This window comes from Streptomyces xylophagus, assembly GCF_000716435.1.
Taxonomy (GTDB): Bacteria; Actinomycetota; Actinomycetes; order Streptomycetales; family Streptomycetaceae; genus Streptomyces; species Streptomyces xylophagus.
Genome location: NZ_JNWO01000027.1, coordinates 36,031 through 60,479 on the forward strand (window position 1 = coordinate 36,031; position 24,449 = coordinate 60,479).

A 24,449-nucleotide genomic window follows, 5' to 3' on the forward strand; every position below is an offset into this window, starting at 1 on the left:
CCTCAACCGGCGGTCACCTGAAGCTCTTTGACCCCGTTGATCCAGGCGGAGCGCAGCCGGCGCGGGTCGCCGGTCAGGGTCAGGTTCGGCATCGCGTCGGCGATCGCGTTGAAGATCAGGTCGATTTCGAGGACCGCCAGGGACTTGCCGAGGCAGTAGTGCGGTCCCCCGCCGCCGAAGCCCAGATGCGGGTTCGGATCGCGCATCACGTCGAAGACGTCCGGGTTCTCGAAGACCTCGGGATCGTGGTTGGCGGAGGCGTAGAAGATGCCTACCCGGTCGCCCTTCCTGATCAACTTGCCGCCCAGCTCGGTGTCTTGAGTCGCCGTGCGCTGGAACGCGTTGACCGGGGTGGCCCAGCGGACGATCTCCTCGGCGGCGGTCGACGGGCGCTCCCGCTTGTACAGCTCCCACTGGTCGGGGTGGGTGAGGAACGCGTGCATGCCGTGGGTGATGGCGTTACGGGTGGTCTCGTTCCCCGCCACCGACAGCATCAGCACGAAGAAGCCGAACTCGTCGGAGTTCAGGTTGCCTTCGTCCTCGGCGGCGACCAGCGTGCTGACGATGTCGTGGGCCGGGCACTGCTTGCGTTCGGCGGCCATGCCCATGGCGTAGGCGATGAGTTCGGCGGCGGACTCGGCGCCGACCTGCTCCGTGATGGCGTACTCGGGATCGTCGTACGCGATCATCTTGTTGGACCACTCGAAGATCTTGACGCGGTCGTCCTGCGGGATGCCGATGAGTTCGGCGATGGCCTGGAGGGGCAGTTCGCAGGCGACCTCGGTGACGAAGTCGAAGGGGCCGGAGTGGGCGCGGGCGTTCGCCACGATCGACTGGGCGCGGTCGCGCAGGCGGTCCTCCAGGGCGCGGATCGCCCGTGGGGTGAAGCCGCGTTGGACGATCTGGCGGACGCGGGTGTGCTCGGGCGGGTCCATGTTGAGCAGGATCAGCCGCTGGGCGTCGATCGAGTCGCGGTTCATGTGCTCGTTGAAGCGGATGATCGCCGTGTTGAGGGTCGAGGAGAAGATCTCCGGGTGGGTGGAGACGTACCGGACGTCGGCGTGCCGGGTGACGGCCCAGTAGCCCTCGTCCTGGAACCCCGCGATGTTGGCGGGCTGCGGTATCCAGCGCACCGGTTCGGCCGCGCGCAGTTCGGCGAACTCCGGTAGCGGGACGCGGTGGTGGAGCAGATCGGGGTCGGTGAAGTCGAACCCCTCGGGCAACGCTGGACAGGGCATCGGCGCAACTCCCGTCATCTGACGGTCCATCAGGAACCCGGCTGCCGTGAAGGTAATAACGGGTTCTAGAAGTCGCAAGAGGTGCGGCAAGCCGAATTCCCTGCACGACCCTTGCGGTTGTGGACGGCCTGTCAGCAGACTGCACACAGAACTAGAACGCGTACTAGTTCTGCGTGGCGGGTGGCCGGGACGCCCGCGCCGCGCGGTGGACGAGGAGAGGACGTGTCCCATGGTCGCGGAACCCGTCATCGTGGAAGCCGTACGCACTCCCATCGGCAAGCGCGGCGGAGCGCTCGCCAACCTGCATCCCGCCTACCTGCTGGGCGAGACCTACCGTGAACTCCTCGGCCGCACCGGCATCCACGCCGACTGCGTCGAGCAGGTCGTCGGCGGCACGGTGACCCACGCCGGCGAACAGTCCATGAACCCCGCGCGCACGGCCTGGCTGGCCATGGGCCTGCCGTACGAGACGGCCGCGACGACCGTCGACTGTCAGTGCGGTTCCTCGCAGCAGGCCTCGCACATGATCGCCAACATGATCGCGGCGGGCGTCATCGACGTCGGGATCAGCTGCGGTGTCGAGGCGATGTCTCGGGTGCCGCTGGGGTCGGGGTCGAAGCACGGGCCGGGGAAGCCGTTCCCGGACGAGTGGAACGTGGACCTGCCCAACCAGTTCGAGGCCGCCGAACGCATCGCCCGCAACCGTCAGTTGACCCGCGAGAACGTCGACTCGCTCGGCCTGATCTCGCAGGAGCGGGCGTCGATCGCCTGGTCCGAGGAACGCTTCAAGAAGGAGACGTTCGCCGTCCAGGTACCGACGACGGAGGACGAACAGCGCGCGGGCCACGGCATGTGGCGGCTCGTCGACCGCGACGAGGGGCTGCGCGACACGTCGATGGAGGCGCTGGCGCGACTGAAGCCGGTCATGCCGACGGCCGTTCACACGGCGGGCAACTCCTCGCAGATCAGCGACGGCGCGGCGGCGATCATGTGGGCGTCGAAGCGGATGGCACGGGCGCTCAAGCTCAGGCCGAGGGCAAGGATCGTCGCCCAGGCGCTGGTCGGCGCCGACCCGCACTACCACCTCGACGGTCCGATCGACGCGACGCGGGCCGTACTCGGCAAGGCCGGCATGACGCTCAAGGACATCGACATCGTCGAGATCAACGAGGCCTTCGCGTCAGTGGTGTTGAGCTGGGCGCAGGTCTTCGGACAGGACCTGGAGAAGGTCAACGTGAACGGCGGTGCGATCGCGCTGGGCCATCCGGTCGGGGCGACGGGAGCACGGCTGATCACCACCGCGCTGCACGAACTGGAGCGCTCCGACAAGGAGTTCGCGCTCATCACGATGTGCGCGGGCGGGGCGCTGGCGACGGGCACGATCATCCAGCGGCTCTGAACCGGTGGATCTCGCCATGCGTGACGCGAGGGCAACTGACTGACGAGGAGCGGGAGTTCATCGGGCCGTACCTGCCGATCGGCGGGTACGGCCCATAACCCCGAGCACGGTCCGCACCGCACCCTAGCGCCGTCGTCCGCGCCCCCTCCGCTGTCCGCGTCCCCTCCCCCGTCCGCGTCCGCGCTGCCGTCCGCGCGGAGCCTGCGCCGGGCGCCCCCGCCAGTCGGTGCTGTCGTCGTCCCCCGACAGGCTCGCCGCGTACGAGAGCGCGTGTTGGATCACCAGCGACAACAGACGCTGGGACTCCGCGGAGGGAAGCTCGCTCTGCCAGGGGCCGAGCGCGTACCAGCCCTCGCCCGGATCCGTCAGGGGCGGGCAGGGCTCCGCGGCCTTCAAGGGCTCGGCCGGCGCTTCGGGAAGGCGCACCAACAGGGTGTCCGTGCCCTTGGCGACGACGGCGGCGATGCCCTTGGCCGCGAGCACCGGCACCCCGAACGTCGCCAGGACGGGCCACTCGGGAGCAAGGTCCTCGAGTCTCTCGACCAGATCGGGGTGGGTATGCAGCTCCCACCCCTCGTAGGCATAGGCACCGCTCTCCTGCGGAACGCCCTCCTGCCGCAACAGGTCGAGCAGCGCCGCGTTCTGAGGCAGATCGGGCAGCGGCGTCACGCTTCGGCACAGGGAGTCAGTTGGTCCTCCGCGCAGGCGCGGAAGGCCGCGAGCAGGGGGCGGTTCTCCTCACCCGCGCGCATGGCCAGGACGACCGGGATGGGATCCACGCCCTCCAGCGGGACCGTGGTCAGATCGGGCCGCAGGCCCTTCCTGATGGCGCCCACCGGAACGAGCGCGACCGCCTCGCCCGCGGCGATGACTTCGAGCTTGTCCTCCAGATTCTCGACGAGCGGACCGTCCGGCACCCGCCGTCCGTCCGGGCGGGGATCGACGCGCCAGAACGCGTTGAACTCCTCGTCGGGGAACCGGGGTACGGGCTCGTCCGCGATGTCGTCGAGGGTGACGTACTCCTTGCCGGCCAGCCGATGGCCGACCGGTACCAGCAGCACCCGGGGCTCCTCGAAGAGGACCGTCACACTCAACCCCTTGGTGGCGAACGGGAATCGGCCCACCACCACGTCCACCCGGTGCTCCAGCAGGGCGGCCGGCATCTCGCCCCAGCCGAGAAAGGAGTGGTGCACTTCGGCGTCCGGGTAGCGCCCGCGCAGGGCGCGCACCGCCGGGGTGACGATGAGCCCGGTCATGTACCCGATGACGATCCGGCTCGGCGCCCCGGCCGCTCGCGCCACGGCGGTCGCCTCCGCCGCCGACCGCAGCAGCGCCTCGGCCCGGGGCAGGAACGCCGCCCCCGCTTCGGTGAGTTGGGTGCCCTGCGTGGTCCGGTCGAAGAGCCGCACGCCCAACTCGCCCTCAAGCCGCCGGACATGACGGCTCAGGGACGGCTGCGCGAGATGCAGTACGGCCGCCGCCCGGCCGAAGTGCAGTTCCTCGGCTACGACGGTGAAACAGCGCACCAGCCGCAGGTCCAGGTCAGTCATACATCGACTGTACGTCCGTAGGAGCTGGGGTGATACCGGAACTGAATCACGTCTTCCGGAGTCGGTCTTGGACGGGCGGGCCCGGGCGGGCGCAGGCTGGAAGCACACCACTTCCCGACCCACCTGGGGTGATTTCGTCATGCGTGTTTTCGTCACCGGCGCGACCGGATTCGTGGGCGGCGCGGTCGTCCGCGAACTGCTCGACTCCGGGCACCAGGTCCTCGGCCTGGCCCGCTCCGACACCTCGGCGGAACGGCTGGCCGCGACCGGGGCGGAGGTCCACCGGGGTTCCCTGGAGGACCTCGACGCCCTCCGCGCGGGCGCGTCCGCCGCCGACGGTGTGATCCACACCGGCTTCATCCACGACTTCTCGAACTACGGCCCGTGCGTGGCAACGGACTTGAGCGCGGTGGAGACGCTGATCGAGACCCTCGCGGGTTCGGACCGCCCCCTCGTCATCAGCTCCGTGATGAGCCACGGCCGCACCGAGGACGAGATCCCCGACCTCGCCACCCACCCTGAACTACCGCGCCTCGCAGCCGAGTTGACGACCCTGACCGCAGCGGACCGGGGCGTGCGCACGTCGGCGATACGGCTGCCCCAGGTGCACGGCGAGGGCGACCACGCCTTCGTCCCCACCCTCATCGACATCGCCCGCGCCAAGGGCGTCTCCGCCTACGTAGGCGCCGGCACCAACCTCTGGGCCGCCGTCCACCGTGACGACGCGGCGGTGCTGTACCGGTTGGCGTTGGAGAACGCCCCGGCGGGTTCCGTCCTGCACGCGGTCGGCGACGAGGGCGTACCGGTACGCGAGATCGCCGAAGTCATCGGCAAGCGGCTGGACCTACCGGTGGCCAGCGTGCCGACCGAGGAGGCCGGGGACCACTTCGGCTGGCTGGGCCACTTCGTCGCGTCCGACCTCACGGGAACGAGCACGCTCACGCAGAAGCGGTTCGGCTGGACACCGACCCGGATCGGCCTGCTGGCCGACCTCGACCACGACTACTACTTCAACCAGCCGTCGTAGCGGTCCAGTTGACGAAGGTGGTGAAGGCGGCGGGGTCGAGGGTGAGGATCGGCCCCGCCGGGGTCTTGGAGTCGCGGATGGCGAGAGTGGTGGTGGGGGTGGTGGGGCAGGGGGTTTCGGCGATCTCGACGCAATTACCGCCCTGGTCGCTGCTGTACGAGGACTTGCGCCAGGCGAGGAGCCCGATCGGCGCGCACTCGATGCACTGGCCGCCCTGATCACTGCTGTAGCTGGACTTGCGCCACTTCCCCATAACGTTCCTCCATCACACGCCGGATCAGCTCCGCCGAGTCCCTGAGGGAAAGGGCGGCGGCCTGAAGATGATCGTAACGGAGCGAACAGTCGTTGACAGTGTCTGGGTTGGCGCTCGGATGCCCGCTTCCGTAGCCCTCGGTGTAGACGATGGGTGGGTCGCTCGGGAAGCGATAGAGGTCATACGAGCCTGTCAGTCCCGCGTGTGCTCCCGCCGAGAACGGCAGGATCTGGATGTTGACCCGGGGATTGTTCTCGTGGGTCAACATGCGGGCCAGTTGGTTCCTCATGGTCTCCCGGCCGCCGATCTCCAGATACAACGCCGCCTCGCTCAGGATCACCCAGAAGACCGGCGGAGTCTCCTTCTCGAGGATGCGCTGACGAGCAACTCGTACGGCGGTCCGATCGTCCAGGTTGCTCTGGTCCAACGTGCCGAGCACAGCACGCGCGTACTCGTCGGTCTGGAGGAGACCGTGGATCATCTGCGCCTCGAAGGAACAGATCTCGACGGCCCGCGCCTCCAGTTCGCCCACCTGCCGGAACCACGCGGGGAGTTGACTGCGCAGCACAAGGTCGAGCAACCGGGACAACAAGCCCCCCGTACCCAGCGCAGCGTCAACCGCGTCGCTGAACGCCTGCGTGGGCAGCTTCCTGGCCGTTTCGATCTGGCCGATCAGTGACCCGGTGTAGTTGATGATCTCCCCGAGTTGCCGCTGGGTGAGACCGGCGGCCTCCCGATAGCGGCGCAGCTCGAAGCCGTAGTAGTCGAGCGGTGACGCCCCCGGATCAAGGATGTTGATGTGCACGCTGAGCCCCCTGTCTCCCAACTCTGTCCACCCGCGAACGGGTTGTATTCGTACCGTTGCCGAGGGTAGCGGCGAGACATCACTCTCGTAGTGTGAACGAACCAATTCCCCCGCCCCTGCTGGCCGTTCCCTTCCGCCGGCAGTACGTCATGCACCTCACCGTGGGTGAACACTCGGCCCGGCACATCCGCCGTATCGTCCGCTCGTTCCTCCTGGAGTGGGGCGTCCCGGACCTGTCCGACGCCGTCGAACTGGCCGTGACGGAGCTGGTCGCCAATGTCGTACGGCATGTTCCGGACCGGCGGTGCGGACTGCTGTTGCTGCGCCAGACGGCGGGCGTACGGGTGGAGGTGAGCGACAGTTCCTCCGAACTCCCGGACCTGCACGCCGAGTTCGACGCCGAGTCGGAGAACGGGCGCGGGCTCGTGATCCTGGACGCGGTGACGGACAAGTGGGGGGTGACGCGGGTGGCCGGGGGCGGGAAGACGGTGTGGTTCGAGTGTTCGTGAACTCGGGTGGTCAGCCGAGGAGTTCGTAGATCGCCATCCCGGTGTTGACCACCGCCGGCAGGACGAAGATGCAGCCGAAGACGATGTAGGCGCATCCGGCGCCTCGTTGGACGCGGGTCGACGGCCGCGGTGGAATCAGGGAGTCGCCCACCCTGACGGTCCTGCCCGGTATGAAGGCGCCACGTCCGGTGCGACGTTGCTTCCGGCCCACCCAGATGAAGAAGGCCGCGGCCACCGCTGTGAAAGCCGCCAGTTGGAGGTGCTCACCCGGCGTGTCGGCTCCCGCGAGTGTCATGACCGTGTACGACACGACGGTTCAGCCTTCCTGCGCGTCGGCCGCGAGCGTGGTGGTGTCGGCGGCGGGCGGGGCCTTGACGGTCACGGGCTTGTTCAGGTCGAGAAAGGTGACCGTCAGGTCGAGCGTGCCGCCGTCGGTGTCGTTCTGCGTGGCGTAGGTCTTGCCGCGCACCCGGAACTGCTCGGGGTGGTCGTCGCCGTCGACCCACAGGTCCATGGCGAGGGCGCCGTCGATCCCGAGGTTCACGAACTGGTCCACCCGCTCGGTGCGGGCGTCCCACGTGTCCTTGCCCTTGGCGGCGCTCTGGGCTGCGCGCAGCTCACGGCTGGTGACCGTTCCCCGGTAGTGCACGGCCTTGGTGCCGTCGACCGTCTCGGTGCCGAGCCTCCGCACGTCCTTGGAGCCGGCCAGGAACGTGGACTGCACGACCGGGCTCACCTCCATCGAACGGGGCAGCACGCGATAGGAGTTGTTGTTCGACGCGCCACGCCCCCATACGGCAGGCTCGGCCCTGACCCAGTTCTTGCCGCCCGACGTCGCCGGGTCGAGGTCGCTGCCGCCGAGGTAGATCGCCTTGTCGACGAACCGGATGTCCAGCCCGCCCTTCGCACGCGCTCCGGCCACGGTCATCTTCATGGTCATGGCCGTCGGTTTCGCCTTCTCCGTCTTCATGGACGCCTCGGCCGTCACGCGCCCCCTCTCGGGCACGGTCCCGGTGACCCGGTAGTGGAGCGAGGTGATGTCCTCGGAGTTCTCCGCGACCTTCGCCACGGCCGCCGTAGGCGCCAACTTGGCCGAGTCCTCCTTCGCGGAGTCACCTCCGCAGCCGGCCGCTCCCCCACCGAGCAGTACGACGGCGGCGAATGCCACGCCCGTAGCTCTGCGCGGTATGGAGTCGCGCGTCAGAATCCTCACAATTCCCCCCGGAATCAGGCGTGTTCGCCTCGGTCAAGAACTCGATCAAGAATGCGATCTTATGCAGGGACGGCAAATTGACGCTCAAGTAATAAGCAACCGGCAGGGTTTGATGTTGCCGTGACTCCGTGAATATCACTTCGACCCCGCGGGCCCTGCTCGGGCGGGCCTGCGCACTGACGCTGGCACTCGCACTGGGGACGGGCTGCTCGTCGGCGCCCAACACCCCGGCGGGGGACGGCCCGCTCAACGGGCCGGACTACTCCGACGCCGGATCGGGCGAGGTCTGCCTGCCGGCGAAACAGGGTGCCACGGTGACGTTCGGCGGGGACGAACTGCACAACTACGGCAAGAGCAAGGTGGTCGTCGACAGCATCGCCCTCACCGAGCCGCACGGGCTGCGCTTCGCCGACGCCGTCCTCGTCCCCGCGACAACGAGTTTCATCGGCTACGACAACCACTATCCGCCGTCGAAGTTCAGCCTCGCCTCCGTCGGCACGGGCTGGCAGCACCGGCGGCCCGCCGCGGGAGCGACCATCGCACCCCAGCCCGCCACGTCCGAGGCCACGCACAACCTCGTGGTGGCGATCCGCGTGACCGGAACCGCCCACGTGCGGATGAAGGGAATCACGGTGGACTACCACGTCGGCGGCAAGAAGTACCGCTGGCACAACGTCATGGGCCTCAGCGTGGAAACCAGAAAGAAGGCGTGCTGAGGCGCGCACCGCTGAGGCAGGTTCACTCATCCCGGTGACTCCCGCCGCCCCCACTGAACGTTTCCGCCAGGTTTCGCGTCTCCGTTCACATGCCGCCCGCCGAACACCACACCCTGGTCCGGCCGGTGAACACGGCCGTGCAGCGGAACCAACACCTCCGTAACTTCTGTGCCCGCCACCGCTTACCGCTCCTCGCGACGCTCCCCGCACTCCCCCTGTACGCGGTCTGGTGGGCGTTTCTCGCGACCGGTGGAGGTGATCTCGCCGCCCAGGACGCGTGGGCCAACTTCGCGGCACGGTACGGGAGTTCGGCGTACAACCTGTTCTGGTACGGCGGGATGCACACCGCCAACTACAGCCTGATCTCCCCGTACTTGATGGCGGCGGTGGGTGTCCGCACGGTGAGCGTCGTGTCGGGGCTGGCCGCCTCCTGGCTGGCGGCTGTCCTCGTCACCCGCACCGGCATCTGTCACCCCCTCGGACCGGCCCTGCTCGCGTCGCTCGCGCTCTGGTGCGACGTCGCCTCGGGCCGCACGACCTTCGCGCTCGGTATCGCCCTCGGCCTCGCCGCGTGCGTGCTGCTCACCCGTGAGCGGCGGCTCGTCCTGGGCACGGCCCACGCGGGCCTCGCCACCATGGCGAGCCCGGTGGCCGGGCTGTTCCTGGCCGTCGTAGGCGCCGCGTTCCTCGCCGTACGGGACTGGCGGCGGGCGGCCGGGCTGATGGCGCCGCCCGCGCTCGTCGTCGGCGCGACGACCCTCTTCTTCCCGTTCGCCGGCGAACAGTTGATGTCCCCGGGCCGCACCTGGCCACCGGTCGTCCTCGGTCTCGCCATCGCCGCGTTGGCCCCGCGTGGGTGGCGGATCGCCCGGTGGAGCGGGGTGGTGTACGCGGCCGGGACCGTCGTCACGTACCTCGTCCCGTCCCCCGTCGGCACGAACGTGGAACGCTTCGCGGAACTGTTCGCCCCGGCCGTCCTGCTCGCCGTACTCCTGACCGCGCCCCAACTCCGGTGTCTTGGCCGCAACTTGCTGATGGCCGCGCTCGTCTTCTCCATCATCTGGGTCGGCATGAAGACCGCCGACGATCTGGAGGTCTCCACCGCCGTGCCGGCCTGGGCCACCGACACGCAGCCTGTCGTGCACACCCTGGAAGGGCTCGGTTCCGGGCGCACCCGGGTCGAGGCCGTTCCGGCCCGCGACCATCGTGAGGCCGCCGAACTCGCCCCGCACATCAACCTCGCCCGCGGCTGGAACCGCCAGCTCGACATGGAACGTGCCCGCCTCTTCTACGACGGCACGTTCTCCGCGAGCACCTACCGGGCGTGGCTCGACCACTGGGCCGTCGGCTTCGTCGTCCTGCCGGAAGCCACTCCGGACGGCTACGCCAAGGACGAGGCGGCTCTTGTCCGTTACCGACGGCCCGACTGGCTGCAACCCGTCTGGCGTGACGCCCACTGGCGGGTCTACCGGGTGCGTGACGCCGTACCGCTGGTGTCGGAGCCGGGGACGGTCGTGCGGACGACCAGCGCCGATCTCGTCGTCCGCGTCTCCCGGGCCGGGGCGGTCACCGTCCGCGTCGCGTACTCGCCGTGGCTGCGCGCCGACGGCGCCTGCCTCGCCAAGGACGGGGACTTCACCCGGCTTACGGTGCCCGCGCCCGGCGAGTACCGCATCAGCTCCGAATACGGCCGCTCGTCGCCGGCTCCAACTCGGTGTTGATCTCCACCGGTCTGGTCAGCGAGCGGGCCCGCGGGCCCTGGAAGAGGTACGACAGGCCGAAGCCGGCGGCGACGACCGCGGCGCCGCCCGCCGCATCCAGGACCCAGTGGTTGCCGGTCGCGACGATCGCGGAGACGGTGAAGAAGGGGTGCAGGAGGCCCAGGGCCTTCATCCACCACTTGGGGGCGATGATCGCGATGACGACACCGCACCACAGGGACCAGCCGAAGTGCAGCGAGGGCATCGCCGCGTACTGGTTCGTGAGGGCGGTGAGGGTGCCGTAGTCCGGCTTGGAGAAGTCCTGGACGCCGTGGACCGTGTCGATGATGCCGAGGCCGGGCAGCAGGCGCGGCGGGGCCAGTGGGTAGAGCCAGAAGCCGACCAGGGCGAGGAGCGTGGCGAAGCCTAGGGAGGCGCGGGCCCAGCGGTAGTCGACCGGGCGGCGCCAGTACAGGACGGCCATGACGGTCAGCGGGACCACGAAGTGGAAGGACTCGTAGTAGAAGTTGAAGAAGTCCTTGAGGAACTCGACCTTCACGACCCAGTGGTTGACCGCGTGCTCGATGTCGATGTGCAGGAACCGCTCGATGGAGAGGATCTCGTGGCCGTGGTGTTCGGCAGTGACCCGGCCGCCCGCGTTCGTGCCGCCGGTCGCCGCGAGGCGGACCTGCTGGTAGGCGGCGTAGGTGACGCGGATCAGGAGGAGTTCGAGGAGGAGGTTCGGGCGGGTCAGGACCCGGCGCAGGAACGGCAGCAGCGGGACGTGCTTCCAGCGCGTGGGGACCGGCTCGGCGTACTCCGTGGGGATCGGGCGGCGGTAGTACTCCGAGGTGCGGGACAGGAACGGGATCGCGGTCGCGGCGGCGAGCGCCATGAGCAGGACGACGTTGTCACGCAGCGGGTAGAGGGACGCCATGTTCGGCAGCATCATCTTCGCGGGCAGCGTGACGACGAGGACCACCGCCACCGGCCACACGTACCGGTCCGAGGCCCGCTTGCCGACCCGGCCGACCACCGCGAGCAGCACCCACAGCAGCTGGTGCTGCCAGGTCGTCGGCGACACGGCGATCGCCGCGCAGCCGGTGACCGCGACCGCGAGCAGCAGCTGGCCGTCGCGCGCGTACCGCACGGCCCGGCGCAGGCCGAGGCAGGTGACGGCCGCGCCGAGCGAGAGGAACAGGCCGATCTCCAGCGGGCCGGTGAGGCCGAGGCGCAGCAGCGCGCCGTGCAGCGACTGGTTGCCGAGGCCGTCCGCCGCGCCGCCGAGACCGGCACCGGCCATGTGGTGCACCCAGTAGGTGTACGAGTCGTGCGGCATCGCCGCCCAGGCGATGGCCACGCTCGCGGCGAAGGTGAGCACGGAGGTCACGGCGGCCCGGCGCCGGTCGGTGAACCACAGCAGCGGCGCGAACAGCAGCACCGTCGGCTGGAGCGCGGCGGCCAGACCGATCAGCACGCCGCTGGCCCGCTCGCCGCGCACCGTGAAGCAGGCGAGCAGCACGAGCAGGACCGGGATGATGCTGGTCTGGCCGAGCCAGAGCGTGTTGCGCACCGGCAGCGACAGCATGAGCAGGCTGATCGCGACGGGCGCGGCGAGCAGCGAGGCACGGCGGGTGACGGGCTGCGGCAGCGCGCGGGAGACGACCAGGCCGAGCGCGACGACGAGCAGCAGCGTGCCGAAGGTCCAGCCCCAGCCGAGTGCCTGTTCGGCAGCCCGGGTCAGCGGTTTGAGGACGAGCCCGCCGAAGGGGGTGCCGGTGAACTGCGTCGAGTCGTACAACGAGCCCTTCACATGCAGCACGCCGTTCGGTCCGACCCAGGTCTCCAGGTCGGTCAGCCGCTCCCCCTGCGGGGTGCTGAGGACCACGGCCACCTGCCGTACGGCGAGGACCGCGGCGACCAGCCACAGGCCCAGGCGCGCCGCGCGCAGCCGTGCCCTGGCCGTCCCGGCGGCACTCGACCCGAAAGCTCCCGCGGCTCCCGCCGGTCGCCCGCTGTGCTCCACGTTCGCCACGCCTCGTAGGCCTCCCGCCCCGCTCGTCCCACGCGTCGCACGCGTGGTTGTTCCCTCTGCGAACCCTATGAGCTTCGCACCCCCTGGGGGAGGGACGCAGGCAACCCCCTCTTCACCTGACGGCCGCCCTCCTTTTGTCCGGATGACGATAGTCGGCCTCGGGTTGCCTGGGCACAGCAAATAACTGCGCGCTTCCGACCGGGCCCGATAACTTGTGGACATGATCGGTTTACTGATCGTGCTGAGGCGGGGACGGGCACGCGCCCGCGTGACGGCCGTCGTACTGGCGCTGTTCGCCCTGCAGCTCGGATCGCTGGTGTCACCGGCCTGGGCGTGCGGCTGCGGCGCTCTGGTGCCGAGCGCGTCGCAGCAGCTCGCGGTGGGTCGCGAGGCGTCCGTGGTGCGCTGGGACGGACGCCAGGAACAGATCGTGATGCGGCTCACCGTCTCCGGGGACGCGCGGCAGGCCGCGTGGATCATGCCGGTGCCGCACCGGGCGACGGCCACGCTCGGCGACCCCGCCCTCTTCGACACGCTGGACGCGCTCACCGCGCCCGTGCACCGCGACCGCCACCACTTCTGGCCCCAGGACGACGACTGGCCGCTCGTCTCCGGCGGCGGCAGCGGCGAAACGCCGCCCGGCGCCGTCCCGCCCCCCGGAGTCGGCGTGGTCGGCCGTGAGCGGCTCGGCCCCTTCGACGTGGCGCGGCTGACGGCCACCGACCCGAGCGCACTCGGCGACTGGTTGCACACGAACGGGTTCGTGTCGCCGGCCCGCCTTGACCAGGCCCTCCAGCCGTACGTCGACCAGCGCTGGGAGTACGTGGCGATCCGCCTCGCCCCCGCGACCGCCGGCACCCCGCTCTCCGGCGCCCTCGACCCGCTCCACCTCACCTTCGCCGCCGAGACCCCCGTCTACCCGATGCGCCTGTCCCGGCTGGCCCCCACCCCGCAGTCGCTGGGCCTGTACATCCTGGCCGCCCACCGCATGGAACCCAGCAGCACGATCGGCGGCGACGAGCCGCAGGTCGCCTACGCCGGCCGGATCACCGCGACCTCGGGCCCGCTGGCCGCCCTCGCCAAGGGCACCCCGTTCCTGACCGCCGTGAACCAGGAGTTCCCCGACCCCTCCCGCATCACCGGCGACCATCTGCTGAGCCGCACCGCCACGGACGCCACGTTCCAGCAGGTGATCTACGAGGACCATCTGCGCGTGGTGGCCGGCGTCCCGGCCTGGCTGCTGACGATCGTCGGCGGCCTGGCCGCCCTGGTCACGACCACCGCCTTGCTGGCCGTACGACGCTCACGGCGGCCGGCGATCCCGCCGCCACCGGTGATTCCCCCGCCGCCGACGCACCGGCCGCGCGGTTCCGGGTAGGTAGTGATCGTCCAGATGGTGATGGACACCGGAAACACGAAAGGCACAAGCACATGAGCGAGTCACAGCTCTGGGACGACGTCGACGACTACTTCATCAGCCATCTCGCCCCGGAGGACGAGGTACTGACGGCGGCCCTGCGCGACAGCGAGGCCGCCGGACTCCCGCAGATCGCGGTGTCCGCCGCCGAGGGCAAACTGCTCCACCTCCTGGCCACGATCCAGGGCGCCACCCGCGTCCTGGAGATCGGCACCCTCGGCGGCTACAGCACGATCTGGCTGGCCCGCGCCCTGCCCGCCGACGGCCGGCTGGTCACCCTGGAGTACAGCCCGAGGCACGCCGAGGTCGCCACCCGCAACATCGCCCGCGCGGGCCTCGACAAGGTCGTCGAGGTACGGGTGGGCGCGGCCCTGGAGTCCCTGGCCGAACTGGCCGACGAGAACCCGGCCCCCTTCGACCTGGTCTTCGTCGACGCCGACAAGAGCAACAACCCGCACTACGTCGAGTGGGCCCTCAATCTCACCCGCCCCGGCAGCCTCATCATCATCGACAACGTGGTCCGCAGCGGCCGGGTCGCCGACCCGTCCGACACATCGCCGGACGTCCAGGGCACGCGCACCGCGATCGAGTTGATCGGCTCGCACGCGCGCCTGTCGGGCACGGCCATCCAGACGGTGGGCAGGAAGGGCTACGACGGTTTCGCGCTGGCGAGGGTCCTCGACTAGGCATCCTTGCCGAGGGCTTCTCACTCAGGGCTTCTCAACTCTCGTGATAGAAGCCGACGTTGACGCTGCGCGGCCCGGTGCGGTCCTGGATGACGATCTCGCCACTGCCGCCCCGGGGCAACGGCACGCTCCCGCCGTAGGCGACGGTCTGGGCGTACTCGCCGACGATCAGGCGTACTTCGGACGACGGGTCGGGCTGGGAGCCGCGCAGCCAGCTCACCTGCCAGACGCCCTCGGGTCCGCACAGGAACTCCAGATGGACCCGCGAGATGAACAGCCAGTCGTCCGGTGTCACCAGCCGGCACACCGTCTCGTCCCGGCCCACCCGCAGCACCGCGCCCGGTTCACTGGGCGCCTCGGCCATCAGCATGCCGGCGGTCGCTCCCGCGTCCGTCCCGGAGACCGAGGCCATGGTGAGTTCGAGCACGTGCGCTCCCCCTTGAAGTGTCCTTACACAGCCGCCGCATGATAAATCGCCCGGCCGCGCCGCGTCCGGCGTACTCGACTCTCGTCCGACGCAAGGAGGCCGAGTACGCCCTTGTCACGGCGTACTCGGCCCCTTCGGAGCGGATCACACGGAAGTGCCAGGTCAGGTACGTCACATGTACGTCACATGTGGAGAAGCCGCTCCGTCAGCTCGCGGTAGTCCCGCAGGGCCAGGCGGAGTTGCTCGGTGTCGCCCGTGCTCTTGGACTCCCAGGAGCCGTGCAGTGCGGTGCGGCGCTTGGTGACGGCCTCCGTGAAGCGGGCGGCGACCTCTTCCAGTACGTGGTCGGCCTCCTCCACGGCGGAGCGGGGCTCGTCGACGAACCCGGTGACCGCGTGCTGCAGCCGCAGGCTGAACTTGTCGCTCTCGTCGTGCGGCATGAGGCTGCCGTTCCCGGAGCCGTTCGAGCCGTGCCGCTTGTCGGTGGCCACGCCGGCGCCGGGCGAGGAGGGCGGCGGCTCGGGGGCGTGCACGGGCCGTGCCGACTGCTGGTCACCGCGGGCCGTCTCCTCGCCCGGTGTCGTCGCCTTGTCGGCTTCGCGCGGGGTCGTCGCCGGGACCACCGGGGTCACCTTCGTGGCTTCCCGCTGATCGGCGGCCTTCGAGGCGTCCTGCTGGCCGGGAACCTTCGCCGGGTCGCGCCGGTCGGTACCCATGGCGTTCTCGCGCCGGTCGGTACCGGTGGCGGTGTCCCGGCGGTCGGTACCCATACCGGTGTCCCGACGCTCGGTACCTGTACCGGTCCCCCGGCCCTCGGTACCCATGCCGGTCCCCCGGCCTTCGGTACCCGTGTCGGTGCCCTTGCGCTCGTCGCTCGTGTCGCCGTTCGGTCGTGTCACATCAGTCATGCGGCTCAACTCCCCTTCACTGCTTGCCTGTTGAATGAGCCCAGCGCGTGGCGTCCGGTGCGCCCCCGGTCGCTGCCGTTGTCCGTGCTCACCAGGTCGTCGAAGAGGGCGCGCGCTTCGAGCATGGCCTCGCGCATCTCCTCGGTGCCGGTCTGGCTCTCCTGTGTGCCGTTCGTGGGCGTCGTGACGACGCCGTGCACGCGCTGGTAGCCGTGGACGTGGTCCGCGTGGTGCACGGACAGCGCGTCGAACTGCTTGTCGTACTCGGCGACATCGGGGAAGCCCCGGGCGCCGGCCACCTCGCCGAGCAACTGGTCGACGTCGGCCATGGCCTCGCGGGGCGAGTCGACGAAGCGCTCCTGGGCGGCGGCCCAGCGGGCCTGGTACTGCTCACGGGCCGCGGGCTCCAGCGGCTGCTCGTGCAGCGAACCGTGTTCCTGGACGCGTGCGTCGAGCTCCTGCTCGGCGGCCTTCGCGTCGCCGTCGTGCCGGGCCACGGTGCGGTCGTACTCGGGCCCGAAGCGGCGCTTCAGTCCCGAGCCGCCGGTCGCGCCTCGGGCACGCAGCGCCAGGGCGGCCGCGGCAGCGACCACGCCGACCACGATCACGATCAAAACGATGATCACGCCTGTGGACATGAGTGCCTTCCGGGTTCTTGGTCAACCGGCTCTCGTAGTCGGTCGGTTCCTCTACCGGGTTGCCCGGAAGACACCCTTCAAACGGCCGTCGTCACGCAGCGAAGCGGCGCAGCCCTGTTACGGACCACACGGTGGCGATACGGCCGTCCACGACCTCGAAGAGATCGATGCCGCTCTTCTGGGAACCGTCCGCGCGCGTGACGTACCAGCAGGAGGCGACCCGGCCCCGGCGAGCGTCGACGACCGGGACGCCCTCGACGGCGTACCGGCGTCCGGGACTCTCGGCACGGTGGCGGGCGATGAGATCGACGATGCCCGCGGGGCCGCGGAGCGCGTCGGTGTCCGGCGCCCCCTCGGGATTGCTGCCGAAGCGGATACGGAAGTCGGGGGCGAGGAAGCTCTCCGGGTCACTGAAGTCGCCGTTCCACAGGGCGGTCCAGCGTGCGAAGAGGGCGATGGATGTGTCTGTGGCTGTGCCTGTTTCTGTGGTCATGCGGCCCAGCCTGGCTTCCGTCGGCGACAACCCCCTGTCGGTGATTGCCGTCACACTCACCCCCTCCCGCGAGATCCTCACGCCCCGAACTCGGCGAGCGGCACCAAGTCCGAGCCCAGGGTGTCCAGTTCGGACAGGTCGACGGCCCGCGTCGGAACCTTCTCGTCGAGTGCCTCGACCACCCTGATCCGGTCCAGCCGAAACCCGCGCGGCGCTTCCCGCAGCCGGCACCAGCCCGCCAGATACCAGTGCTCGTCGCCCCCGAGGAAGGCGACCGGTTCCACCTCACGGCTGGTGGGGGTCCCCTCCGCGTCGGTGTACTCCAGCCGCAGCACCCGCCCGGCCGTCAGCGCCTCGCGCAACGCCGCCGGTACGACGGGCTCGGCGGACCGCGCCGTCCCGGCCACCGGTACGAGCAGCCGCACCCGCCCGGCCATCTCGGCGGCGGCGGCCCGCTCCCGCTCCGGCATCACCGCGAGCACCTTGTGCAGCGCGCTGCGCGCGTCCGCGGCGAACGGCGTGCCCGCGAGCGCGTGCAGCCCGACCGCCAGGGCCGTGGCCTCGGCCGGCGTGATGGTCAGCGGCGGCAAGGTCCGGCGCCGGTCCAGGACGTATCCGCCGCTGCGCCCCGGCTCGGCGTACACCGGCACTCCCGACTGCTGAAGCGCCGCGAGGTCCCGCTCGACGGTACGGACGCTGACCTCGAAGCGGGCGGCGAGCGTACGGGCGCTGCGCGGCCGGGGTGCGGCGGCACGCAACTCCTCCACCAGGGCGTACAGCCGGTCGGTGCGGTTCATGGGAACCAGTCTCCGGAATCCATGGGACCGACGTGTCGATTCGGCGCGGCCGGCGCCTGTTCGAGGTCACCTTCGAGGCCACCCATATTCGGTTGCGCCGCCTCCCGCCCACCTCCTGACAATGCCCGCATGATGTGGACGATCGCCCCGGAACCCTTCGACTCCCCCGTCGCCGCCGCACTCTGGCGGGCGTACTACACAGAGGTCAGCGACCGCTACTACCTCCTTCACGAGGGCCGCCGCACGGACCCCGCCGAACTGGAACGCGAGATCGCCGCCCGCACCGGTTCCGAACTCGCCCCGCCCGACGGCCGGTTGCTGATCGCCCGGCACGAGGGCACGGCGGCCGGGTCAGCGGGCGTACGGCTCCTCGACCCGACGACCGCCGAGCTGAAAAGGGTCTTCGTCCGTGAAGAGCTGCGCGGCCGGGGCGGTGCCCCGAGGCTGGTGACGGCGGCGGAGGACGCCGCCCGCGACCTGGGGGCCAAGGCGATGATCCTGGACACCCGGCACGACCTGGTGGAGGCCCGCGCCCTGTACGCCCGGCTCGGCTATGAGGAGACCGACCCGCACAACGACGACAGGTACGCCGAGCACTGGTTCCGCAAGAACCTCAACTGACCGCAGCCGCCGTCCCGTTGTGCGGCTGCTCCCGGTCCGACCCGCACAACTCCCCGTTCAGCTCTTTCACGAGCTGAATGAGATCGGTGGGCCGGTCCGGCCCCCACCAGTCGCCCAGGGTCTCCGCGAGGGACTCCTCGCGGGCCTGCGCCAGCCGTTCGGCAACTTCCCTTCCCTGGTCGGTCAGTTGGAGATCAAGGCCCTCGCGCACGGCCAGCCGTCGCTCCTCGACCTGCCGGACGGCCGCGAGGATGACAGGCAGCGGCACGGAGCTGCGCTCGGCCAGCACACCGGGTTCCGCCCACCCGTACCGCTTGATGCGCAGCAGCAGCCAACTCGCCGCCGGCTGAAGGTCGTAGCCCGCCTTGGCGGTGATGGTCTTGTAGATCTCGCGGCGGCCCTCCCGGGTGCCGAGCACGGACAGCGCGCGGCACACCTCGTCGTAGGAGGAGCGTTGGACGGGGTTGCTGGCGAGGGTCTCTGTGACGTCGGGTGCGGTGACCGAGCCGCGCAGCTTGTCCTCCTTGAGGAACCACGCGAGGACGAAGCCGACGAGGGCGACGGGGGCGGCGTAGAGGAAGACGTCGGTGATCGATGACGCGTACGCGTGCAGGGCCTCCGGGCGTACGGCGGAAGGGAGTTGGGAGATGCCGCGCGGGTCGGACTCGAGGCCGTCCGGTGTGACGCCCGGCGGCAACGAGGTGCCCCGAAGGGCGTCCGTGAGTTTGTCGCCGAGTCTGCTCGCGAAGATCGTGCCGAAGATGGCGACGCCGAACGAGGCGCCGATGGACCGGAAGAAGGTCGCGCCGGAGGTGGCGACGCCGAGGTCCTGGTAGGAGACGGCGTTCTGCACGATGAGCACCAACACCTGCATGACCAGGCCGAGTCCGAGTCCGAAGACGAAGAAGTAGGCGCTCATCTCGCCGGTGGAGCTGTTCTCGTCGAGCTGGTGGAGCAGCAGCAGGCCGAGGGCGGTGACGCCGGTGCCCGCGATGGGGAACACCTTCCAGCGGCCGGTGCGGCTGACGATCTGGCCGGAGGTGGTGGACGAGATCAGCATGCCGAACACCATCGGCAGCATGTGGACGCCGGACATGGTCGGCGAGATGCCCTGGACGACCTGGAGGAAGGTCGGCAGATAGGTCATCGCGCCGAACATCGCGAAGCCGACGATGAAGCTGATGACGGCGGCGAGCGAGAAGGTGCGGACGCGGAACAGCTTGAGCGGCAGGACGGGTTCGGCGGCGCGCTGCTCGACGGCCACGAACGCCGCGATCAGGGCGACGCCGAGCACCGCGAGCCCGATGATCTGCGGCGAACCCCAGCCCCAGGTCGTGCCGCCCAGCGAGGCGACGAGCACCAGGCAGGTCGCGACGGCGGCGATGAGGAAGGTGCCGAGGTAGTCGATGACGTGCCGGGTCGACTTGCGCGGGATGTGCAGGGCGGTCGCAATGACGGCGAGGGCGACGACTCCGACGGGGAGGTTGATGTAGAAGACCCAGCGCCAGCTCAGGTGCTCGGTGAACAGCCCGCCGAGGAGCGGCCCGAGGACACTCGTCGCACCGAAGACGGCGCCGAACAGCCCCTGGTAGCGCCCGCGTTCACGCGGTGAGACGACGTCGCCGACGATCGCCATCGACAGCACGATCAACCCGCCGCCGCCGAGCCCCTGGAGGGCCCGGAAGCCGATCAGCTGGGGCATGTTCTGGGCCGCACCGCACAGCGCCGACCCGACGAGAAAGATCACGATCGCGATCTGGAACAGCCTCTTCCGCCCGTACTGGTCGCCGAGTTTGCCCCACAGCGGAGTCGCGGCGGTCGAGGCCAGCAGATAGGCCGTGACCACCCACGACAGATGTTCCAGCCCGCCGAGATCGCTGACGATCGTCGGCAGCGCGGTCGACACGATGGTCTGGTCGAGGGCGGCGAGCAGCAGCCCGAGGAGCAGCGCCCCGATGGAGACGAGGACGTTGCCCGAGACGTGTTCCTGGGCGGCACTGCCCCGCCGCGGGGGTTTCTCCGGTGGCTGCGCGTCGTGCACATTCCCTGTCATACCGTGCGCATCGCCGGCCATGAAGACCTCCCGAGGCTCTCGTTACACATCCATGGTGATCGGTGTGCCCCGTTACGGCCTGTTGAGTCCGATTGGAAGCCCGCATTCCGGGGGTCGGAGGAGACGGCGTGAAGGAGATCCGCATAACCTCTGGAGTTCCACGGGGAGGGACGAACACGTGAACGAGGCGAAGGGCCACATATGCCCGCAGTGCGGGGCGCCCCGGGCAGCCGACGGTTCCCCGTCGTGCGCCTGCACCCAACGGGCGTCCGACGCGCTGCGTGACGCGCGCACGGCGGAGGCGGCAGCGGCGGAGGACTTCGACCCGCTGCGGATCAGACCGTATGTGGAGCTGGACGGGAACCCGCAGGAGCAGGCGCCCGCAGTCCCCTCGTCGGCACCGGTGGGACCCGAGGGCGAGACACAGCGGCTGCCGGCGGTCGAGGAGACGATGCCGCTGCGCGCGGTGACGCTACCGACTCCCGACCCGACCGACCTGAGCCTGTTCGAGGCGGCCGGCGGGAACCCCTCGGAAGTGCCCACGCACACCGACCCCCCGCGCCGCCACCGCCGTACCGTGCTGCTCGCCGTCGCGGGAGCCGTGGTCGTGGTGATCGCGGCGGCCGGTTTCGCGAGCGGCCTGTTCTCGTACAAGACGCCGTCGCGGGACGAGGCGGCCCCTCAGGACGTACGGGCGAGCGTCCCTACCGCGTCGAAGAGCGCGGCGTCGGTGACACCGTCCACGAGCGGCTCTACGTCCGCGCAGCCGACGTCGGCGTCCCCGACCCCGTCGCTCAGCACGAACCCGTCACCGTCGGCGTCGTCGCCCCCGTCCCCCACGACGTCAAAATCGGCGACCCCCAGCCGGACCCCGACGCCCACCGCCACCACCTCGACCGCCTCCGCCACCGACCGCCAGGGCAACAGCAGCCCCTCCGCGATCCTGCAACGCGGCGACGAAGGCCCCGAGGTCACCGAACTCCAGCTCCGCCTGGCCCAGTTGAACCTCTACACCGGCCCCGACAACGGCGTCTTCGACAAACAGGTGCAGACCTCGGTACGCACGTACCAACTCGCGCGCGGCATCCAGTCCGACGAGCTGGGGGTCTACGGCACGGCGACCCGGGCGCGACTGGAGTCGGAGACGACCGAGCCGTGACGCTGCGCCGGCTGGGGCGGGGTTGAAAGTGCCGGGGTGCGCGAGGCGCCGGGCCTGAAGGAAGCCGGTGTTATGAAAGACACCCTGACTAATGGGCGCCGGAGCTGAAAGGCTCCGGGCCGAGGCGGGCGCCCGAGCTGAAGGACACCCCTCCCGGCAATCCGCTCAGCACCGGCCAGACACCTCCTCGGCGACCCACAGCCGTAGGCAAACAACCGTGGGCCAACGGCCGTAGGCCCACGCCCGTAGACCCCCACCCCTACCCCACGTGCAGCCGAATCTCCCCGCCCCCCAGGGCCTCGACCCGTACCTCCCGCAGATCCCGCACCACCACGTCCGCCCGGTGGAACCCGGCCTGCGGCCCGACCCCCACCACACGCATTCCCGCGGCGCGCCCCGCCGCGATCCCCGCCCCGGAGTCCTCGAAGACGACGCAGTCCGCGGGCGCGATGCCCAGTTCGGCGGCGCCCTTGAGGAAACCCTCGGGGTCGGGCTTGCTGGCGCCGACGGACTCGGCGGTGATGCGGACCTCCGGCAACTCCAAGCCCGCCGCACCCATCCGCGCGGTGGACAGGGCGACGTCCGCCGAGGTGACGAGCGCGTGCGGCAGGCCCCGTAGCGAGGCGAGGAACTCCGGTGCGCCCGGGATCGGGACGACGCCCTCGACGTCGGCGGTCTCCTCGGCGAGCATGCGGGCGTTCTCGGCGTGGTTCTGCTCCATGGGCCGGCTGGGCAGCAGCAGCGCCATGGACGCGTACCCCTGCCGGCCGTGCACGACCTTCATGACCTCGTCCGCGTTCAGCCCGTGCCGGTCGGACCAGCGCCGCCAGATCCGCTCGACGACGGCGTGCGAGTCGACGAGGGTGCCGTCCATGTCCAACAGGAGGGCGCGGGCGGTGAGCACGGTGGTGGCCGTCATCGGCAGGCTCCAAGGCACGAGAAAGGCTCGGGAGAGGTAGTACGTCGGTCAACCCCCGGAGGGACAAGGCGGCCCCGTCCGCCGGTCAGGGAAAACGGACGGGAGCCACTTTGTTTCTCTACGGTACAAAACCGGACCGGCATCGCGCCACCTCCCCCGGAAACAGTTCACTCACCGTTCAGCTCACTCGACCGCTCGGACCCGCTCAGCCCGCCACCGCCTCCCACAGACTCCACGCCCCCAGCGCCAGCATCAGCACCGCCGCGACCTGCGTGATCAGCTTCAGCGGTACCCGCTTCATCAGCGCCTTTCCGCCCACGATGCCGAGACCTGCGACCGCCCAGAGCCCCAGCACCGCGCCGAGTCCGACGGACAACGGGTCGTCGTAACGTGCGGCCAGGTTCGCGGTCATGATCTGGGTCAAGTCCCCGAACTCGGCGACGAGGATGAGCATGAACCCGGCGCCCGCGACCTTCCAGAAGGACTGGTCCTCCGGCTTGCGGATCTCCTCCTCGTCCTCGTCCTTCTTCATGAGGAGTACGGCGGCGCCGCCGAGGAAGAGCACACCGGTGATCGCGTGCACGAGCTGCTGCGGCAGCAGGGTCAGCACGCTGCCCGCCGCCACCGCGAGCACGACATGCAGCAGGAACGCGGCGGCGACCCCGGCGAAGACGTACGAGGCGCGGTAGCGGGTGCCGAGGACGAGCCCGGCGAGCGCGGTCTTGTCGGGGAGTTCGGCAAGGAGGACGACGCCGAAAACGAGCGCCGTCACACTGATGCTGATCAAGGTTCCTCAATCGGTCGGGCGCTGCCCCACCGAGAGTGTGATTGCTGTCCGCGGACACCTCGGCACGGCAGCGCACACGGAAAAATCACTGGTGCACTGCTTACCGAAGGTCTCGCTGGCCGATCCGTCCACTTCAAAGCGGTGGATCTGCCTCCGGGCGCCGGCTCAGACGAGCTGAGCAGTATGTCGACGGTCCGGCGAAGAGCTACTCCCCTTCTGCGTCATTCATCGTACGTGACCACCAAAGCATTGCCTTGTCATGCTCGCGTCACTAACTTCTTACCCAACGCACACCCGGCCGCAACACGGCACCGCAAGCATTCCTTCGCTCGCACTCCAAAACCCCCACACCACAAGGGAGTTCGTATGCCGAAGTTCTACGCGCGTCGACGGCTGAGCATACTCGCGGCTCTTACCGGACTCATGGCTTTCGCGGGAATTCTCAACGGCCCGGCCGCCTCCGCCGCCCTCCCCACCCCGGTCAGCGCCGCCACTGCCCGCACCTACCTCGCCTCCCTCACCGTGGCCACCGAGGTCCGGACCGGCTACGACCGTGACCTGTTCCCCACCTGGATCACGATCAGCGGCACCTGCAACACCCGTGAGTACGTCCTCAAGCGGGACGGTACGAACGTCGTCACCAACTCCGCCTGCACCGCGACCAGCGGCAGCTGGTACTCGGTCTACGACGGCGCCACCTGGACCGCCGCCTCCGACCTGGACATCGACCACCTCGTCCCGCTCGCCGAGGCCTGGGACTCCGGCGCCCGGAACTGGACCACCGCGGCGCGCCAGGGCTTCGCCAACGACATCACCCGGCCGCAGCTGATCGCCGTCACGGACAACGTCAACCAGTCCAAGAGCGACCAGGACCCGGCCGAGTGGATGCCCCCGCTCGCCTCGTACGCCTGCACCTACGTCCGTGCCTGGGTCCAGGTGAAGTACTACTACGACCTGTCGGTCGACACGGCCGAGAAGGCCAAGCTGACCTCGGTCCTCAGCGGCTGCTGATCACCCCTGTCCCCCCACGGGAGATCTCCCTGGAGATCTAGGCGCCGGCCTCCGTCGTTCCGTACCGTACGGGGCGACGGAGGAGAGT

At 69.9% G+C, this 24,449-nt stretch carries 26 protein-coding genes; 10 read left to right on the top strand and 16 right to left on the bottom strand.

Annotation, left to right across the window (positions count from 1 at the left end; all coding sequences use genetic code 11):
- Window positions 1-2 precede the first annotated feature (2 nt).
- Window positions 3-1,238: a cytochrome P450 gene (locus OO70_RS41015; protein WP_043683736.1), complete on the bottom strand. Its 1,236-nt coding sequence runs from the start codon at window positions 1,236-1,238 to the stop codon at window positions 3-5.
- Between the two features lie 229 nt (window positions 1,239-1,467).
- On the opposite strand from OO70_RS41015, the gene OO70_RS41020 reads away from it, so the two are divergent.
- Entirely contained in the window at window positions 1,468-2,637 is a 1,170-nt protein-coding gene (locus tag OO70_RS41020; protein ID WP_043683737.1) for a steroid 3-ketoacyl-CoA thiolase, read from the top strand.
- A 123-nt stretch (window positions 2,638-2,760) separates the two neighbouring features.
- Here OO70_RS41020 and OO70_RS41025 read toward each other — a convergent pair whose 3' ends face one another.
- Both OO70_RS41025 and OO70_RS41030 read right to left on the bottom strand, forming a co-directional pair.
- Entirely contained in the window at window positions 2,761-3,306 is a 546-nt protein-coding gene (locus tag OO70_RS41025) for a hypothetical protein (RefSeq protein ID WP_043683740.1), read from the bottom strand.
- Window positions 3,303-4,187 carry a LysR family transcriptional regulator gene (locus OO70_RS41030; RefSeq protein ID WP_043683743.1) on the bottom strand — a complete coding sequence of 295 codons (885 nt, stop codon included), beginning with the start codon at window positions 4,185-4,187 and terminating at the stop codon, window positions 3,303-3,305. The genes OO70_RS41025 and OO70_RS41030 overlap by 4 nt, the downstream gene beginning before the upstream one ends.
- 139 nt (window positions 4,188-4,326) lie before the next feature.
- Here OO70_RS41030 and OO70_RS41035 point away from each other — a divergent pair, with 139 nt between their 5' ends.
- Window positions 4,327-5,214 (top strand): SDR family oxidoreductase, encoded by an 888-nt coding sequence (locus tag OO70_RS41035; RefSeq protein WP_043683746.1) that lies wholly within the window; start codon window positions 4,327-4,329, stop codon window positions 5,212-5,214.
- Here the strand turns inward: OO70_RS41035 and OO70_RS41040 are convergent.
- Complete coding sequence (locus OO70_RS41040; protein ID WP_043683749.1) at window positions 5,198-5,467, bottom strand: DUF397 domain-containing protein; 270 nt, start codon at window positions 5,465-5,467, stop codon at window positions 5,198-5,200. The two genes, OO70_RS41035 and OO70_RS41040, sit on opposite strands and share 17 nt — an antisense overlap.
- Entirely contained in the window at window positions 5,433-6,272 is an 840-nt protein-coding gene (locus OO70_RS41045) for a helix-turn-helix domain-containing protein (protein WP_043683751.1), read from the bottom strand. The genes OO70_RS41040 and OO70_RS41045 overlap by 35 nt, the downstream gene beginning before the upstream one ends.
- 92 nt (window positions 6,273-6,364) lie before the next feature.
- Between OO70_RS41045 and OO70_RS41050 the strand changes: the two genes are divergently transcribed.
- Window positions 6,365-6,781 carry an ATP-binding protein gene (locus OO70_RS41050; protein ID WP_043683754.1) on the top strand — a complete coding sequence of 139 codons (417 nt, stop codon included), beginning with the start codon at window positions 6,365-6,367 and terminating at the stop codon, window positions 6,779-6,781.
- 10 nt (window positions 6,782-6,791) lie between these two features.
- Here OO70_RS41050 and OO70_RS41055 read toward each other — a convergent pair whose 3' ends face one another.
- The gene (locus OO70_RS41055) at window positions 6,792-7,091 is read right to left on the bottom strand and encodes a hypothetical protein (RefSeq protein WP_043683757.1); all 300 of its coding nucleotides are present in this window, start codon (window positions 7,089-7,091) and stop codon (window positions 6,792-6,794) included.
- Window positions 7,092-7,097: 6 nt separating this feature from the next.
- A complete protein-coding gene (locus OO70_RS41060) occupies window positions 7,098-7,949 on the bottom strand; it encodes a hypothetical protein (protein WP_324604901.1) in 852 nt (283 codons plus the stop codon).
- 173 nt (window positions 7,950-8,122) lie between these two features.
- On the opposite strand from OO70_RS41060, the gene OO70_RS41065 reads away from it, so the two are divergent.
- Both OO70_RS41065 and OO70_RS41070 read left to right on the top strand, forming a co-directional pair.
- Window positions 8,123-8,710, top strand: coding sequence for a hypothetical protein (locus tag OO70_RS41065; protein WP_043683760.1), 588 nt, complete (start codon window positions 8,123-8,125; stop codon window positions 8,708-8,710).
- A gap of 89 nt (window positions 8,711-8,799) precedes the next feature.
- A complete protein-coding gene (locus OO70_RS41070; RefSeq protein ID WP_043683763.1) occupies window positions 8,800-10,431 on the top strand; it encodes a glycosyltransferase family 87 protein in 1,632 nt (543 codons plus the stop codon).
- Here the strand turns inward: OO70_RS41070 and OO70_RS41075 are convergent.
- Window positions 10,385-12,445 (bottom strand): bifunctional glycosyltransferase 87/phosphatase PAP2 family protein, encoded by a 2,061-nt coding sequence (locus tag OO70_RS41075; RefSeq protein WP_043683765.1) that lies wholly within the window; start codon window positions 12,443-12,445, stop codon window positions 10,385-10,387. The genes OO70_RS41070 and OO70_RS41075 overlap by 47 nt on opposite strands.
- A 220-nt stretch (window positions 12,446-12,665) precedes the next feature.
- On the opposite strand from OO70_RS41075, the gene OO70_RS41080 reads away from it, so the two are divergent.
- Both OO70_RS41080 and OO70_RS41085 read left to right on the top strand, forming a co-directional pair.
- Entirely contained in the window at window positions 12,666-13,823 is a 1,158-nt protein-coding gene (locus OO70_RS41080; protein WP_051742074.1) for a DUF2330 domain-containing protein, read from the top strand.
- Between the two features lie 53 nt (window positions 13,824-13,876).
- Window positions 13,877-14,548, top strand: a complete 672-nt coding sequence (locus OO70_RS41085; RefSeq protein WP_043683767.1) for an O-methyltransferase — start codon at window positions 13,877-13,879, stop codon at window positions 14,546-14,548.
- Window positions 14,549-14,582: 34 nt separating this feature from the next.
- Here the strand turns inward: OO70_RS41085 and OO70_RS41090 are convergent, their stop codons facing one another.
- From OO70_RS41090 to OO70_RS41110, 5 genes are all read right to left on the bottom strand, one after another.
- Entirely contained in the window at window positions 14,583-14,975 is a 393-nt protein-coding gene (locus OO70_RS41090) for an FHA domain-containing protein (RefSeq protein WP_043683768.1), read from the bottom strand.
- Window positions 14,976-15,157: 182 nt separating this feature from the next.
- Window positions 15,158-15,883, bottom strand: coding sequence for a hypothetical protein (locus tag OO70_RS56315; protein ID WP_234337054.1), 726 nt, complete (start codon window positions 15,881-15,883; stop codon window positions 15,158-15,160).
- Window positions 15,884-15,888: 5 nt separating this feature from the next.
- Window positions 15,889-16,521 carry a hypothetical protein gene (locus OO70_RS41100; protein ID WP_043683769.1) on the bottom strand — a complete coding sequence of 211 codons (633 nt, stop codon included), beginning with the start codon at window positions 16,519-16,521 and terminating at the stop codon, window positions 15,889-15,891.
- Between the two features lie 91 nt (window positions 16,522-16,612).
- Window positions 16,613-17,014 (bottom strand): nuclear transport factor 2 family protein, encoded by a 402-nt coding sequence (locus OO70_RS41105; RefSeq protein WP_043683771.1) that lies wholly within the window; start codon window positions 17,012-17,014, stop codon window positions 16,613-16,615.
- Between the two features lie 77 nt (window positions 17,015-17,091).
- A complete protein-coding gene (locus OO70_RS41110; RefSeq protein ID WP_043683773.1) occupies window positions 17,092-17,811 on the bottom strand; it encodes a helix-turn-helix transcriptional regulator in 720 nt (239 codons plus the stop codon).
- Window positions 17,812-17,940: 129 nt separating this feature from the next.
- Between OO70_RS41110 and OO70_RS41115 the strand changes: the two genes are divergently transcribed.
- Window positions 17,941-18,432 carry a GNAT family N-acetyltransferase gene (locus OO70_RS41115; RefSeq protein WP_043683775.1) on the top strand — a complete coding sequence of 164 codons (492 nt, stop codon included), beginning with the start codon at window positions 17,941-17,943 and terminating at the stop codon, window positions 18,430-18,432.
- Here the strand turns inward: OO70_RS41115 and OO70_RS41120 are convergent.
- Complete coding sequence (locus tag OO70_RS41120; protein WP_043683777.1) at window positions 18,425-20,506, bottom strand: MDR family MFS transporter; 2,082 nt, start codon at window positions 20,504-20,506, stop codon at window positions 18,425-18,427. The two genes, OO70_RS41115 and OO70_RS41120, sit on opposite strands and share 8 nt — an antisense overlap.
- Before the next feature lie 157 nt (window positions 20,507-20,663).
- Between OO70_RS41120 and OO70_RS41125 the strand changes: the two genes are divergently transcribed.
- Window positions 20,664-21,644 (top strand): peptidoglycan-binding domain-containing protein, encoded by a 981-nt coding sequence (locus OO70_RS41125; protein WP_043683779.1) that lies wholly within the window; start codon window positions 20,664-20,666, stop codon window positions 21,642-21,644.
- Between the two features lie 259 nt (window positions 21,645-21,903).
- On the opposite strand, the gene OO70_RS41130 is transcribed toward OO70_RS41125, so the two are convergent.
- Both OO70_RS41130 and OO70_RS41135 read right to left on the bottom strand, forming a co-directional pair.
- Window positions 21,904-22,563: an HAD-IA family hydrolase gene (locus tag OO70_RS41130; RefSeq protein WP_043683781.1), complete on the bottom strand. Its 660-nt coding sequence runs from the start codon at window positions 22,561-22,563 to the stop codon at window positions 21,904-21,906.
- Between the two features lie 205 nt (window positions 22,564-22,768).
- A complete protein-coding gene (locus tag OO70_RS41135) occupies window positions 22,769-23,350 on the bottom strand; it encodes a TMEM165/GDT1 family protein (RefSeq protein WP_043683783.1) in 582 nt (193 codons plus the stop codon).
- 366 nt (window positions 23,351-23,716) lie between these two features.
- Here OO70_RS41135 and OO70_RS41140 point away from each other — a divergent pair, with 366 nt between their 5' ends.
- Complete coding sequence (locus OO70_RS41140) at window positions 23,717-24,361, top strand: HNH endonuclease family protein (RefSeq protein ID WP_043683785.1); 645 nt, start codon at window positions 23,717-23,719, stop codon at window positions 24,359-24,361.
- Window positions 24,362-24,449: the final 88 nt, after the last annotated feature.

Excerpts from the sequence above, each read along its gene's own strand:
- OO70_RS41080 (WP_051742074.1), top strand. The coding sequence starts at position 12,666 with ATGATCGGTTTACTGATCGTGCTGAGGCGGGGACGGGCACGCGCCCGC.
- OO70_RS41105 (WP_043683771.1), bottom strand. The coding sequence starts at position 17,014 with ATGACCACAGAAACAGGCACAGCCACAGACACATCCATCGCCCTCTTC.
- OO70_RS41085 (WP_043683767.1), top strand. The coding sequence starts at position 13,877 with ATGAGCGAGTCACAGCTCTGGGACGACGTCGACGACTACTTCATCAGC.
- OO70_RS56315 (WP_234337054.1), bottom strand. The coding sequence starts at position 15,883 with ATGACTGATGTGACACGACCGAACGGCGACACGAGCGACGAGCGCAAG.
- OO70_RS41140 (WP_043683785.1), top strand. The coding sequence starts at position 23,717 with ATGCCGAAGTTCTACGCGCGTCGACGGCTGAGCATACTCGCGGCTCTT.
- OO70_RS41020 (WP_043683737.1), top strand. The coding sequence starts at position 1,468 with ATGGTCGCGGAACCCGTCATCGTGGAAGCCGTACGCACTCCCATCGGC.
- OO70_RS41115 (WP_043683775.1), top strand. The coding sequence starts at position 17,941 with ATGATGTGGACGATCGCCCCGGAACCCTTCGACTCCCCCGTCGCCGCC.
- OO70_RS41100 (WP_043683769.1), bottom strand. The coding sequence starts at position 16,521 with ATGTCCACAGGCGTGATCATCGTTTTGATCGTGATCGTGGTCGGCGTG.
- OO70_RS41035 (WP_043683746.1), top strand. The coding sequence starts at position 4,327 with ATGCGTGTTTTCGTCACCGGCGCGACCGGATTCGTGGGCGGCGCGGTC.
- OO70_RS41120 (WP_043683777.1), bottom strand. The coding sequence starts at position 20,506 with ATGGCCGGCGATGCGCACGGTATGACAGGGAATGTGCACGACGCGCAG.
- OO70_RS41030 (WP_043683743.1), bottom strand. The coding sequence starts at position 4,187 with ATGACTGACCTGGACCTGCGGCTGGTGCGCTGTTTCACCGTCGTAGCC.
- OO70_RS41130 (WP_043683781.1), bottom strand. The coding sequence starts at position 22,563 with ATGACGGCCACCACCGTGCTCACCGCCCGCGCCCTCCTGTTGGACATG.
- OO70_RS41015 (WP_043683736.1), bottom strand. The coding sequence starts at position 1,238 with ATGCCCTGTCCAGCGTTGCCCGAGGGGTTCGACTTCACCGACCCCGAT.
- OO70_RS41040 (WP_043683749.1), bottom strand. The coding sequence starts at position 5,467 with ATGGGGAAGTGGCGCAAGTCCAGCTACAGCAGTGATCAGGGCGGCCAG.
- OO70_RS41110 (WP_043683773.1), bottom strand. The coding sequence starts at position 17,811 with ATGAACCGCACCGACCGGCTGTACGCCCTGGTGGAGGAGTTGCGTGCC.
- OO70_RS41070 (WP_043683763.1), top strand. The coding sequence starts at position 8,800 with ATGCCGCCCGCCGAACACCACACCCTGGTCCGGCCGGTGAACACGGCC.